12 protein-coding genes are annotated in these 12,616 nt (G+C 66.5%); 7 read left to right on the top strand and 5 right to left on the bottom strand.

What is annotated here, in order from left to right; genetic code table 11:
* Positions 1-28: 28 nt before the first annotated feature.
* Positions 29-1,549 (bottom strand): M16 family metallopeptidase, encoded by a 1,521-nt coding sequence (locus tag AC3FKG_RS09160; RefSeq protein WP_488742896.1) that lies wholly within the window; start codon positions 1,547-1,549, stop codon positions 29-31.
* Positions 1,550-1,743: 194 nt separating this feature from the next.
* On the opposite strand from AC3FKG_RS09160, the gene ftsY reads away from it, so the two are divergent.
* Entirely contained in the window at positions 1,744-2,847 is a 1,104-nt protein-coding gene (ftsY, locus tag AC3FKG_RS09165; protein WP_483710322.1) for a signal recognition particle-docking protein FtsY, read from the top strand.
* 67 nt (positions 2,848-2,914) lie between these two features.
* On the opposite strand, the gene maiA is transcribed toward ftsY, so the two are convergent.
* Positions 2,915-3,562 carry a maleylacetoacetate isomerase gene (gene maiA, locus AC3FKG_RS09170; protein WP_483710321.1) on the bottom strand — a complete coding sequence of 216 codons (648 nt, stop codon included), beginning with the start codon at positions 3,560-3,562 and terminating at the stop codon, positions 2,915-2,917.
* A 4-nt stretch (positions 3,563-3,566) separates the two neighbouring features.
* On the bottom strand, positions 3,567-4,268 hold the full coding sequence (locus tag AC3FKG_RS09175; RefSeq protein ID WP_483710320.1) for a fumarylacetoacetate hydrolase family protein: 702 nt from the start codon (positions 4,266-4,268) through the stop codon (positions 3,567-3,569).
* Positions 4,269-4,485: 217 nt separating this feature from the next.
* On the opposite strand from AC3FKG_RS09175, the gene AC3FKG_RS09180 reads away from it, so the two are divergent.
* The 5 genes from AC3FKG_RS09180 to ybiB all read left to right on the top strand — a co-directional run bounded on the left by AC3FKG_RS09180 (position 4,486) and on the right by ybiB (position 9,699).
* Positions 4,486-5,139 carry an ANTAR domain-containing response regulator gene (locus tag AC3FKG_RS09180; RefSeq protein ID WP_483710319.1) on the top strand — a complete coding sequence of 218 codons (654 nt, stop codon included), beginning with the start codon at positions 4,486-4,488 and terminating at the stop codon, positions 5,137-5,139.
* Positions 5,140-5,495: 356 nt separating this feature from the next.
* Complete coding sequence (locus AC3FKG_RS09185) at positions 5,496-6,809, top strand: CmpA/NrtA family ABC transporter substrate-binding protein (protein WP_483710318.1); 1,314 nt, start codon at positions 5,496-5,498, stop codon at positions 6,807-6,809.
* Between the two features lie 53 nt (positions 6,810-6,862).
* A complete protein-coding gene (gene ntrB / locus AC3FKG_RS09190) occupies positions 6,863-7,765 on the top strand; it encodes a nitrate ABC transporter permease (protein ID WP_483710317.1) in 903 nt (300 codons plus the stop codon).
* A 32-nt stretch (positions 7,766-7,797) separates the two neighbouring features.
* Positions 7,798-8,601 (top strand): ABC transporter ATP-binding protein, encoded by an 804-nt coding sequence (locus AC3FKG_RS09195; RefSeq protein WP_488742897.1) that lies wholly within the window; start codon positions 7,798-7,800, stop codon positions 8,599-8,601.
* Between the two features lie 87 nt (positions 8,602-8,688).
* Entirely contained in the window at positions 8,689-9,699 is a 1,011-nt protein-coding gene (ybiB, locus tag AC3FKG_RS09200; RefSeq protein WP_483710315.1) for a DNA-binding protein YbiB, read from the top strand.
* A gap of 13 nt (positions 9,700-9,712) precedes the next feature.
* Here ybiB and AC3FKG_RS09205 read toward each other — a convergent pair whose 3' ends face one another.
* On the bottom strand, positions 9,713-10,588 hold the full coding sequence (locus tag AC3FKG_RS09205; RefSeq protein WP_488742898.1) for a pirin family protein: 876 nt from the start codon (positions 10,586-10,588) through the stop codon (positions 9,713-9,715).
* A gap of 346 nt (positions 10,589-10,934) precedes the next feature.
* Between AC3FKG_RS09205 and rpoH the strand changes: the two genes are divergently transcribed.
* A complete protein-coding gene (gene rpoH, locus AC3FKG_RS09210; protein ID WP_483710313.1) occupies positions 10,935-11,864 on the top strand; it encodes an RNA polymerase sigma factor RpoH in 930 nt (309 codons plus the stop codon).
* 82 nt (positions 11,865-11,946) lie between these two features.
* On the opposite strand, the gene AC3FKG_RS09215 is transcribed toward rpoH, so the two are convergent.
* Positions 11,947-12,567, bottom strand: coding sequence for an SCO family protein (locus AC3FKG_RS09215; RefSeq protein WP_488672237.1), 621 nt, complete (start codon positions 12,565-12,567; stop codon positions 11,947-11,949).
* Between the last annotated feature and the right edge of the window lie 49 nt (positions 12,568-12,616).

A 12,616-nucleotide genomic window follows, 5' to 3' on the forward strand; every position in this document is an offset into this window, starting at 1 on the left:
CATCTCAGATAAGGACATGCGTGGATTCTCAGTGGCGCAGGCCTTCGGGGGCCTTGGCCTTGGGCTTGTTCGGATCAATCGGCTGCGGCAACAACGTGGCTACGGTCAGGTTGTCGTCGCTGAAGTACTTCGCGGCCACGGCCTGCACCTGGGCCGGGGTGACTTCCTTGATCTTGTCGAGGATGCGATCGATATTGCGCCACGAAATGCCGGAGATCTCCGCGACACCGATTTCCATGCCCTGCCCGAACACTGAATCGCGCTTGTAGATCTGACTGGCGACGACCTGCGCCTTGACGCGCTTGAGTTCCTCCGGCGACACGCCGTTCTTGGCGATGCGCTGGATCTCCTCGCGCAGCGCCGCCTCGATCTGGTCGGTGGTATGGCCATCGGCCGGCGTGCCGTCGAGCACGAACAGGGAATTGCCGCGATTGATGCTGTCGTAGCCGACATTGACGTCGTCGGCCAGGCGCTGCTCGCGCACCAGCTCGCGCGTCAGACGGGCATTGTCGTAGCCGTTGAGCACAGCGGCCAGCACCTCCAGCGCGTAGGGGTCGACATCCTTTTCCACGTCGCGCAGGCGCGGCACCTTGTAGGCCATCACCATGTACGGGTTCTCGGCCGGCGCCTTCACCCAGATGCGCTTGATGCCGATCTGCGGCGGATCGGCCTGCTCCTTGCGCAGCGGCAGCGTGCGCGGCTTGAGCTTGCCGTAATAGCGTTCGGCCATGGCACGCACCTCGGCCGGCTTGACGTCGCCGGTAACGATCACCGTGGCGTTGTTGGGCACGTACCAGCCGCGGTACCAGGCCTGGACATCGTCCAGGCGCATGTTGACCAGGTCGTCCATCCAGCCGATGACCGGGTGCCGGTAAGGCGCGGCGACATAGACGGCGGCGAGCAGCTGCTCGTAGACCGTGCCGCGCGCCGAGTCGTCGGTGCGCAGGCGGCGCTCCTCCATCACGACCTTCATCTCGCGCTCGAACTCGCCCTGGTTGAAGATGAGGTTGGCCATGCGGTCGGCTTCCAGCTCCATCATCCTTGGCAGGTATTGCTTGCTGATCTGCTGGTAATAGAGCGTGAAGTCGCGGTTGGTCATGGCGTTCTCGCGCCCGCCGAGCGCCGCGACCTGCTTGGAGAACTCGCCCACGCCGACCTTGGGCGTGCCCTTGAACATCATGTGCTCGAGCATGTGGGCGACGCCGGTGGTGCCGCTGACCTCGTCGACGCCGCCGACGCGGTACCAGATCTGGTGCGCCACCGTGGGCGCGCGATGGTCTTCCTTGACGATCAGGCGCAGGCCGTTGGACAAGCGGTATTCGGTCGTGCCCTGCGACGTGGCGCCGACCGGGGCCGTCTGTCCGGACGGCATGGGCGAGGCGACCGTGCGCTGCGCCTGGGCGCCGGCCGACCACGGCAACGCGGCCAGCAGCAGGACGGGCAGTGCCCGCCTGGCCAGGCGTTGCAGCGACGCCCGGCCCGCGGCACGGGTGGGGAAGGGTTCAGGGCGGGCGGCGCCCGTTCCGGTCAAGACTGTGCAATGGTCCATGCAACCCCGTCTGCTAGAATTTTGCCGATCGATTCATGGTTCCATGAATCCGCTGTGTTACGAACTATACGCAAAAGCAGGCGCGCACCACAACGAGAGGCTGGTGGGGTGCCGGAATAACGCGTAAGGCCTGATTGATTAATGACGCCGCCGGACGGCGGCCGATCCTGACGGGGTATTGACCCCTTTCCCCAATGTTTAGTTTCTGGAAGAAGCGCAAGGCCGAGCCGGCCCCAGCGCCGGCAGAACAGCCCGCCACGCCGGCTTCCGCTCCGGCGCCCTCCCCTGTCGCCAGCCCGGCACAGTCCTTTGCCCCATCCCCCGCGCCCATTGCACCGGTCGAGCCGGTCGCGCTCGAAGAGCTTGAACTGACCCCCGCGCCGGCGCAGACGGCCGAAGCCCGCCGCGGCTGGGTGCAGCGCCTGCGCACCGGCCTGTCCAAGACCAGCCGCAATATCAGCACGCTGTTTGTCGGCATGAAGGTCGACGAAGCCCTGTTCGAGGAGCTGGAAACCGCCCTGCTGATGGCCGACGCCGGCGTCGAGGCGACCGAATACCTGCTCGGCGAACTGCGCAAGCGCGTACGCAATGACCGCATCGAGACTGCCGAGGGCGTCAAGGCGGCGCTGCGCGACCTGCTGATCCAGCTGCTGCGTCCGCTCGAAAAAACCATGGCGCTGGGCCGCGAGCAGCCGCTGGTGATGATGATCGCGGGCGTCAACGGTGCCGGCAAGACCACCAGCATCGGCAAGCTGTGCAAGCATTTCCAGCACTACGGCCAATCCGTGCTGCTGGCCGCCGGCGATACCTTCCGCGCCGCCGCGCGCGAACAGCTGACCATCTGGGGCGAGCGCAACAACGTGACCGTGGTGGCGCAGGAAAGCGGCGACCCGGCCGCCGTGATCTTCGATGCCGTCAATGCGGCGCGCGCGCGCGGCATCGACATCGTGATGGCCGACACCGCCGGTCGCCTGCCCACGCAGCTGCACCTGATGGAAGAACTCAAGAAGGTCAAGCGCGTGATCAGCAAGGCCATGCCCACGGCCCCGCACGAGGTGCTGCTGGTGATCGACGCCAACACCGGTCAGAACGCCCTGGCGCAGACGCGCGCCTTCGACGATGCGCTCGGCCTGACCGGCCTGATCGTGACCAAGCTCGACGGCACCGCCAAGGGCGGCATCCTGGCCGCCATTGCGCGCCAGCGTCCGGTGCCGGTCTACTTCATCGGCGTCGGCGAGAAGGTGGAGGACCTGCAGCCGTTCAAGGCCGAGGAGTTTGCCGACGCCCTGCTCGGCTGATGGCTTCGCCAGAATGAGAAAACGCCCCGGCATGCCGGGGCGTTATTCATGGCAGGGATGCAGCCAATCACTCGGCGTCCGGCTGTTCCTTGGGCTGTGCTTTCTGGAAAGCGGCCAGCTCCATGCACGCGTCCTGGATCCGCGCGATGGTCGGGTAGCGGCTCACGTCGATATTGAAGCGCCGCGCGTTGAAGACCTGCGGCACCAGGCAGATATCGGCCAGCGTCGGCGTATCGCCGAAGCAAAAGCGGCCGGCCTTGCCCTGGCGCTCCAGGTTGGCCTCGAACGAGGCAAAGCCCAGTTCGATCCAGTGCCGGTACCACGCGTCCTTGGCCTCGTCGGCAACGCCCAGCGTGCGCTTGATGTACTTCAGCACGCGCAGGTTGTTCAGCGGATGGATCTCGCAGGCAACCTCCAGCGCCAGGCCGCGCACGTAGGCGCGGTCCAGTGCGGTGCCGGGCAGCAGCTTCGGCTCGGGATGGATCTCGTCCAGGTACTCGATCATGGCCACCGACTGCTGCAGCACCTGGCCCTCGTCGAGCACCAGAGCCGGCACCAGGCCGTCCGGATTCACCGCGCGGAACTCGGGCAGCAACTGCTGCCCGCCGTCCTTGAGCAGGTGTACCGGCACATAGTCGTACGGCAGCCCCTTCAGCTCCAGCGCGATACGTACTCGATAGGACGCGGAGCTCCGGAAATAGCTGTAGAGCTTCATCGGATCAGACCACCTTGATGGTAAGGTCGCCCACGCCGCCGACGTGGCACTGCATCACGTCGCCCTTGACCACCGGGCCCACGCCCTCGGGCGTGCCGCTGAAGATCACGTCGCCGGGCTGCAGTTCGAACAGCTTCGACAGGTACGACACCATTTCCGGCACCGACCAGATCAGGTCGGCCAGGTCGCCGCGCTGCTTTTCCACGCCGTTGACGGACAGCGTCACCTCGCCCTTCTCCGGATGGCCGATGGCCGATGCCGGCACGATCGGGCCGATCGGCGCCGAATGGTCGAAGGCCTTGCCGGTCTCCCAGGGGCGGCCCGTCTTCTTCGATTCGTTCTGCAGGTCGCGGCGCGTCATGTCGAGGCCCACGGCGTAGCCGAACACGTGGCTGGCGGCCTGCTCGACCGGGATGTCCTTGCCGCCCTTGCCGATTGCCACGACCATTTCCACTTCATAGTGGACGTTGCTGGTGCCCGGCGGGTACGGGAAGGTGCCCTCGGAACCGTCCGCCACGTAGCTGACCGCGTCCGACGGCTTGCAGAAGAAGAACGGCGGCTCGCGGTCCGGGTCCGAGCCCATTTCGCGGGCATGGGCGGCATAGTTGCGGCCGACGCAGTACACGCGGCGTACCGGGAAGCTAGCGTTGCTGCCTCGCACGGGCACGCCAACGGGTGCGGGCGGGGCAAAAACGAATTCGGTCATGCATCTCTCCAGGCTTGTTCTGATATTCCTGCGCACGAGTGCGCGGCGTCGCCAGCAGACACCCCCGCGCGCAGCAGGGCAACAGCATACACCTTGCCCGCGGGGCTGCGTACGACGGCATACAGTGGATGGGGGAAAGCCTCCGATGTGCCGGCGGGCGTGCCGCAATGGGTTCCCGGCGCGGATCTTGCGTAACGCGAGGCAACCCAGAATACCCATGACTCGCCACCCTGCGCCCCCTTCGCCAATTCAGTCCAGCGCGTCCTCGCACGGCAGCGCACCGGCCACGCGGACGTTGCGCATCCTGCTGGTGCGCGACCCGCATGACGTCGACCCGCTCAATGTCGAGACCATCCGTGGAGGACTGATCAGCACGGGATTTACGGACATCGAGACGGTGGACGCCGACCTGCGCCTGCCCGATGTCATCGCGGCCAGGCAACCGGACCTGATCATCATTGCTTCCGAGTCCGCCGCGCGCGACACGGTAGAGCACGTGTGCGTTTCCACGCAGCATGCGCCACGTCCGATCGTGCTGTTCACCGACAACGACGACGCGCAGCGTATCAAGGCCGCGCTGTCGGCCGGCATCACGGCCTATATCGTCGACGGCCTGCGCGCCGAGCGCGTCAAGACCGTGCTGGACGTCGCCTACGCCCGCTTCGAACTCGACCAGCAGTTGCGGGCCGAACTCGACGCCACGCGCCTGAAGCTGGCCGAACGCAAGGTGGTGGAACGCGCCAAGGGCCTGCTGATGCAGGCGCGCGGCATCACCGAGGACGAGGCCTACAAGCGCCTGCGCAGCATGGCCATGGAACGCGGCCTGAAGCTCGTGGAGGCGGCGCAGCGCGTGCTCGACGTGATGGGCTGAGCCTGCGCGTGCGGTGCGGCCGCGGCACGCGGCTGGTGCAATGCACAAAACTGGCGCCGACCCATGACCGTCGCGCCCCCCCGACCCGGCTTGCGCGCAGCTGGCGGGCACGCCTCGTCCCCGAACTCCGCTTTTTGCCCCGCTCTCGGCCGTCGGGCCGCCTCCCGGCCACCGCAATGCCCTGGCACAGCCATTGCGTTATCCGCACATCGGCCAACGAGGGTCGATCACAACTCAGGCGGGCACGGCCAACGCGGGCCGCGCTACGCCACGGACAACGGCGTCCTGAACTGCACCCTGTCTTCTGGCGAACACGGGCTGCGGATCGGGATGCCTTTTCTTCTTGGAGCCCAGCAATGCCCTCTCGCCTCAGGATTAGCAAGCCGCAGCACGCCGCGGTCGACGCCACCCTCGCCACTGCCGACGTGGCACCGGCCAGCAGCGGCCGCCGCCGCGCGCTGGCCACCATGGCTGGGGCCAGCGTGATGACGCTGGTCGATCCGCTGGTGCGCGCCGGCGCCTGGGCGGCGGGTTCGGACGCGCCCGAGAAAGCCGAGGTGCGCATCGGCTTTATTCCGCTGACGGATTGCGCCTCGGTGGTCATGGCTTCGACGCTCGGGCTGGACAAGAAGTACGGCATCAGGATCACGCCGACCAAGGAGGCTTCGTGGGCCGGCGTGCGTGACAAGCTGGTCAACGGCGAACTTGACGCGGCTCACGTGCTGTACGGACTGATCTATGGCGTGCAGCTCGGCATCGGCGGCCCGAAGAAGGACATGGCGGTGCTCATGAGCCTGAACCACAACGGCCAGGCCATCACGCTGTCATCCAAGCTGGCCGAGAAAGGCGTGAAGGACGGCGCCAGCCTGAAGGCGCTGATGAGCAAGGAAAAGCGCGACTACACCTTCGCGCAGACCTTCCCGACCGGCACGCATGCGATGTGGCTCTATTACTGGCTGGCCGCGAACGGCATCAACCCGATGCAGGACGCCAAGGCCATCACCGTGCCGCCGCCGCAGATGGTGGCCAATATGCGCGTGGGCAATATGGATGGCTTCTGCGTGGGCGAGCCTTGGGGCGCGCGCGCCATCGCCGACAAGATCGGCTTCACGGTGGAGACCACGCAGGCGATCTGGAAGGACCACCCCGAGAAGACGCTCGGCACCACCGCCGAATTCGTGCAGAAGTACCCGAACACGGCGCGCGCGATGGTCGCGGCCATCCTCGAAGCCTCCAAATTCATCGACGCATCGGCCTCGAACCGCCGCAAGACGGCCGAGACCATTGCCGCGAAGTCCTACGTCAATACCGACATGGACATCATCCTGGACCGCATGCTGGGCCGCTACAGCAATGGCCTGGGCAAGACCTGGGATGACCCGGACTCGATGAAGTTCTACCAGGACGGCCTGGCCAACTTCCCGTTCCTGTCGGACGGCATGTGGTTCCTCACGCAGCACAAGCGCTGGGGCCTGCTCAAGACCCACCCCGACTATCTCGCGGTGGCGAAGCAGGTCAACCGCATCGACGTCTACAAGCAGGCCGCCACGGCGGCGCAGGTGCCGCTGCCCAAGAGCGACTTCCGCACCGCGAAGCTGATCGACGGCGTGGTATGGGATGCCACCAAGGACCCGAAGGCCTACGCCGACGGCTTCAAGATCGATGCCTGACGTGCAGGCCCATCGACATCGTTTCGGATTGCCCGTGAACCAAGGAGCCAGAAGTGAATGCCATCGCCAGACCCGCGCCGGAAGGCGCCCCCGGCTTGCAGGCCGATCCTGATGCGAGCGAACGCGCGCGGCGCCGCGCGCTGGAAATCGAAGCCCAGGCACGGCGCGCCGAACGCCGCGAGGCGCTGCGCGCCGCCCTGCTCGGATGCATGCCGCCGCTGCTGGGCTTCGCGCTGTTCGTGCTGGCCTGGCACGGCATCGCCACGTTGATCCCCGCGCTGCCAACGCCGGGCGCCACCTGGCATGCCGCCGTGCCGCTGTTCGCCGACCCGTTCTACCGCAATGGCCCCAATGACCAGGGCATCGGCTGGAACGTGCTGGCATCGCTCGCGCGCGTGGGGGCTGGCTTCGGGCTGGCAGCACTGATTGGCATTCCGGCCGGCTTCATCCTCGGACGCTTCGCCTTCCTGAATGCGATGGCGTCGCCTGTGATCAGCCTGCTGCGGCCGGTGTCGCCGCTGGCGTGGCTGCCGATCGGGCTGCTGCTGTTCAAGGCGGCCAACCCGGCCGCGATCTGGGCCATCTTCATCTGCTCGATCTGGCCGATGGTGATCAATACCGCCGTGGGCGTCACGCGGGTGCCGCAGGACTACCTGAATGTGGCGCGCGTGCTGGACTTGTCCGAATGGAAGGTGTTCACGCGCGTGCTGTTCCCGGCGGTGCTGCCATACATGCTGACCGGCGTGCGGCTGTCGATCGGCACCGCGTGGCTCGTCATCGTCGCCGCGGAAATGCTGACCGGCGGCACCGGCATCGGCTTCTGGCTGTGGGACGAGTGGAACAACCTGAAGGTCGAGCACATCGTCATCGCCATCTTCGTCATCGGCGTGATCGGGCTGCTGCTGGAACACGCGCTGCTCGCGCTGGCCCGGCGCTTCAGCTACGGCAACCCCTGACTGCGCCGCGCGCAAACCCAACGGAAATCGCCATGAAAAAGTTCGTCAGCATCGAAAACGTCGGGCAGACCTTCAAGACGCGCAAGGGGCCGTTCGTGGCGCTGCGCGACATCGAACTGCAGATCGCGCAGGGTGAGTTCATCACGCTGATCGGCCACTCCGGCTGCGGCAAGTCCACGCTGCTGAACCTGATCGCGGGCCTGGCCACGCCGACCACCGGGACGCTGATCTGCGCGGGCCGGGAAATCGCCGGCCCCGGGCCCGAGCGCGCGGTGGTATTCCAGAACCACTCGCTGCTGCCGTGGATGACCTGCTTCGACAACGTCCACCTGGGCGTGGAACGCGTGTTCGGCGGCAGCGAGAGCAAGGCGCAGCTCAGGGCGCGTACGCACGACACGCTGGCGCTGGTGGGCCTGGCCCACGCGGAAGGCAAGTTCCCGCACGAGATCTCGGGCGGCATGAAGCAGCGCGTGGGCATTGCGCGCGCGCTCGCCATGGCGCCCAAGGTGTTGCTGATGGACGAGCCGTTCGGCGCGCTCGACGCGCTCACGCGCGCACACCTGCAGGATGCCTTGCTGAAGATCGTGGAGCGGACGCGCAGCACCGTGGTCATGGTCACGCACGACGTGGACGAGGCCGTCCTGCTGGCCGACCGCATCGTGATGATGACCAACGGCCCGGCGGCCACGATCGGCGAAATCCTCAGCGTCGGCCTGCCGCGTCCGCGCGACCGCGTGGCACTGGCCGAGGACAGGGACTACCACGCCTGCCGCACGGCGGTGCTGGATTTCCTCTATCGCAAGCAGCGCAACCCGGCCCTTCAGGAAGCGGCGTGAACGGCCACCGACGCGCCCGCCGCCATGGGCGTGGCGGCGGCGCTCCGCTATCATGAAGCGAAACACCAAACCCCACGCTGCCCGCCCATGACTGCATCCACCGCCACACCCGCCACGGGCCCGTTTTCAGCGGCCCGCTACATCAAGGAAATCGGTCGCGGCGTGAACGGCGCCCGCGCACTGCCGCGCGAAGACGCGCAAACCCTGTTCGACGCCATGCTGGCCGGGCGCGTATCCGACCTGGAACTGGGTGCCGTGCTGATGGCCTATCGCATCAAGGGCGAAGCCCCGCACGAACTGGCCGGCATGCTCGAGGCTGCGCACGCGCACTGCCAGCCGCTGGCCGCGCCGGGCGATCGACAGGTGGTAGTCATCCCCAGCTACAACGGCGCGCGCAAGCAGCCCAACCTGGTACCCTTGCTGGCCCTGCTGCTGGCTCGCGAGAATATTCCAGTGCTGGTGCACGGTTCGCGCGAATTCCAGGGCCGCGTGACTAGTCTGGCCCTGTTCGAGGCGCTGGGCGTACCGCTGTGCGCCACTACCGACGAGGCCACCGCGCGCCTGCGTGATGGCGATGGGGCGAATGGGCCGCTGGCGGTGGTGCCCGTGGATGTGCTCTCGCCGGGCCTGTCGCAGTTGCTGGACCGGCGCACGGTCATCGGCCTGCGCAATTCGTCGCACACCGTGGCCAAGATGCTGCAGCCGGTCGGCTCGCATTCGCCGGCCGAGGCCCTGCGCCTGTACAGCTACACGCACCCCGAGTACCGCGAAACGCTGACGGACTATTTCTCGCATGAGCCCGCCAATGTGCTGCTCGCCCGCGGCACCGAAGGCGAGGTGGTGGCCGACGCGCGCCGCGGCAGCCGCATCGACTGGCTGCATGACGGGCACCAGCAGACCCTGGTCGACCCGACCAGCGGATCGATTGCCGATGTGCCCGAGCTGCCCCAGGGCAGCGACGTGGCCGAGACGGCGGGCTGGACGCGCCAGGTGCTGGACGGCTCGGTGCCGGTGCCCGCGCCGATCGCAACGCAGGTGCGCGCCATCCAGGAATGCCTGCGCCAGGGCACGCGCGTGGCCTGGGCCAGTCCGCTCTGACCCCCCAGGCGCTTCAGGTCTTGCGCGGCGGCAGCGGAATGCGCTCGGTCTCGCCGGGGACATGGGGGAAGCCGTCGTCCTCCCAGCGCTGCGAAGCCGCCTCGATCGCTTCCTTGCTGCTGGCCACGAAGTTCCAGAAGATAAAGCGGTGACCGTCGGTGGGATCTCCGCCCAGCAGCATCACGCGCGCCGGCGCGGTGGCCGTCAGGGTGGCCGCCAGGCCGGGCGTCAGCACGACCATATGCTCGGCCGGCAGCGCTTCGCCGTCGAGCGCCACGCTGCCGTCGACCGGGTAGATGCCCCGCTCGGCATGGTCCGGCGGGATCTCCACGCTCGCGCCGGCATCGAGTTCAATCGCGACGTAGAGCGTGCGGCTGAATACCTTGACCGGCGATGTCTTGCCAAAGGCATCTCCGGCAATCACCGTCATGCGTACACCGGGCTGTTCGATTTTCGGCAGCGTGGCACCGGGATGATGGAAGAACGAGGGCGCCACGGTCTCATGGTCCTTCGGCAATGCCACCCAGGTCTGGATGCCATGCAGGCGCGCGCCGGCTTCGCGCACGGTCTCGGGCGAACGCTCCGAATGGACAATGCCGTTGCCCGCGGTCATCCAGTTGACGTCGCCGGGGCGAATGAGCTGCTCGCTGCCAAGGCTGTCGCGGTGCATGATCTCCCCGTCGAACAGGTAGGTCACCGTGGCCAGGCCGATATGCGGATGCGGCCGCACATCGGCACCGTGGCCAGGCGGCAGCGTCACCGGCCCCATATGGTCGAAGAAGATGAACGGGCCGACGGTCTGGGCGGCAGCGGCCGGCAGCAGGCGACGCACGGTGAAATCGCCCAGGTCTCGTACATGGGGCTTGAGCAGGTGTTCGATGGCAGACATAGCTCCTCCGGATCGTGGGGCAGGCTCTTGCACAAGCCGTGACGGGCTCGCGACGGCACTGTCAGTGTAGCGTCTGGCGCAATACTGTATCCCGCCGGCCGGTGCGAACCCCGAACCCTCACGGGCCTCTAACACAGGATATCGGAGCACCGATATGCCGTCTTAGTACCTTGCCGCGCATAACACTATCCGAATATAGATGACAATCATCAGGAACTATCAAGGCGTTAGGGACTCCAATTAGCACTCACCCGGCTTGAGTGCTAAGATGTGTTGCAATGCTGTGCCGTCCCGTCCGGAGCGGCACACCGGCAACCGAACCGCCGGATGCGAAAGGAGTAATTGAGTGAACGCAGTCTTGCCTGCCGACCAAACCGTGCTGAACAGCCGTCTGCCGACGGCGCCCAAGCTGGCTGGAAGCTTTGCATTGACCTTCCCGGCCACCGTGGGCAACCTGGAAAGCTATATCCAGGCCATCCACCGCATTCCCCTGCTGACCGCCGAGGAAGAGCAGCGTCTCGCGCGCGAACTGCGCGACCATGATTCCGTAGATGCCGCACGCCAGCTGGTGATGTCCCACCTGCGCCTGGTGGTGTCGATCGCACGCCAGTACCTCGGGTATGGCCTGCCGCACGCTGACCTGATCCAGGAAGGCAATATCGGCCTGATGAAGGCAGTGAAGCGCTTCAACCCGGACCAGGGCGTGCGCCTGGTGTCGTACGCGATGCACTGGATCAAGGCCGAGATCCACGAGTACGTGCTGAAGAACTGGCGCATGGTCAAGGTGGCGACCACCAAGGCCCAGCGCAAGCTGTTCTTCAACCTGCGCAGCCACAAGAAGGGTGCCCATACCTTCACGCCGGAGCAGGTCGAAGCCGTTGCGCGCGAGCTCAACGTCAAGCCCGAAGAGGTGATGGAGATGGAAACCCGCCTGTCGGGTGGCGATCTCGCGCTGGAAGGGCAAATCGAAGACGGCGAGGAAGACTTCGCCCCGATCGCCTACCTGGCGGACAACCACAACGAGCCCACGCGGGTGCTGGAAGCCCAGCGTCACGACCGTATGCAGGTCGAGGGCCTGGAAGAAGCGCTGACGCGCCTGGACGACCGCAGCCGCCGCATCATCGAGGCGCGCTGGCTGAACGTCGAGGACGATGGCTCGGGCGGCGCCACGCTGCATGAGCTGGCCGATGAATTCGGCGTGTCGGCCGAACGGATTCGCCAGATCGAGGCGGCGGCCATGAAGAAGATGAAGGGCGCGCTGCAGGCGTTTGCCTGATCGCCGCCGCGCCAGCACAATCGCTGGCGCCATGCAAAAGGCCGGTCCACTGGACCGGCCTTTTTTCATTCCCGCGCCGCGCTCAGGACAGCAGCTGCTTGATATCGTGGGCAATCGGCTCTGGCCCTTGCCCGTGACGGATGAACAGCCGCAGCCGCCCTTCCGGGTCGAACACGTAGCTGCCGGCCGAGTGATCCATGGTGTAGTTGTTCGGCGAAGAACCCGGCACCTTCGCGTAGTACACCTTGAAATCCTTGGCGACCTTCTGCAGCGCCGCCTCGTCGGCCGGCCGCATGCCCAGGAAGCGCGGATCGAACGCCGGCACGTACTGCGCCAGCAGCGCCTGCGTATCGCGCTCCGGATCGACCGTGACGAACAGCACCTGCACCTTGTCGGCGTCCGGGCCGAGCTGCTCCATCACCGCCTTGAGTTCGGCCATGGTGGTCGGGCAGACGTCGGGACAATGCGTGTAGCCGAAGAACATCACCACGACCTTGCCCTTGAAGTCGGCGATCGTGCGCACCTTGCCGTTGTGGTCGGTCAGCGAAAAATCCTTGCCGAAGTCCGCGCCGCCGCTGATGTCGACGTTGCGGAACGAGGCCTTCTGCTGGCCGCAGGCGGCAAGCGCCAGCGCCAGGAAGGCCAGCGCGGCAAAACGGCGGAACGAGGCGAGGAGCCCGGAAGATTGGCTTGGCTTGTTCATGCAAGATTGGAAGTCGGGGCGCCGGCAAGACTGCGGTGGCGCGCGATGG

This window comes from Cupriavidus sp. 22TCCZM04-2, from assembly GCF_057798895.1.

Coding starts and splice junctions, on each gene's coding strand:
- AC3FKG_RS09160 (WP_488742896.1), bottom strand. CDS start 1,549: ATGGACCATTGCACAGTCTTGACCGGAACGGGCGCCGCCCGCCCTGAA.
- ftsY (WP_483710322.1), top strand. CDS start 1,744: ATGTTTAGTTTCTGGAAGAAGCGCAAGGCCGAGCCGGCCCCAGCGCCG.
- maiA (WP_483710321.1), bottom strand. CDS start 3,562: ATGAAGCTCTACAGCTATTTCCGGAGCTCCGCGTCCTATCGAGTACGT.
- AC3FKG_RS09175 (WP_483710320.1), bottom strand. CDS start 4,268: ATGACCGAATTCGTTTTTGCCCCGCCCGCACCCGTTGGCGTGCCCGTG.
- AC3FKG_RS09180 (WP_483710319.1), top strand. CDS start 4,486: ATGACTCGCCACCCTGCGCCCCCTTCGCCAATTCAGTCCAGCGCGTCC.
- AC3FKG_RS09185 (WP_483710318.1), top strand. CDS start 5,496: ATGCCCTCTCGCCTCAGGATTAGCAAGCCGCAGCACGCCGCGGTCGAC.
- AC3FKG_RS09195 (WP_488742897.1), top strand. CDS start 7,798: ATGAAAAAGTTCGTCAGCATCGAAAACGTCGGGCAGACCTTCAAGACG.
- ybiB (WP_483710315.1), top strand. CDS start 8,689: ATGACTGCATCCACCGCCACACCCGCCACGGGCCCGTTTTCAGCGGCC.
- AC3FKG_RS09205 (WP_488742898.1), bottom strand. CDS start 10,588: ATGTCTGCCATCGAACACCTGCTCAAGCCCCATGTACGAGACCTGGGC.
- AC3FKG_RS09215 (WP_488672237.1), bottom strand. CDS start 12,567: ATGAACAAGCCAAGCCAATCTTCCGGGCTCCTCGCCTCGTTCCGCCGT.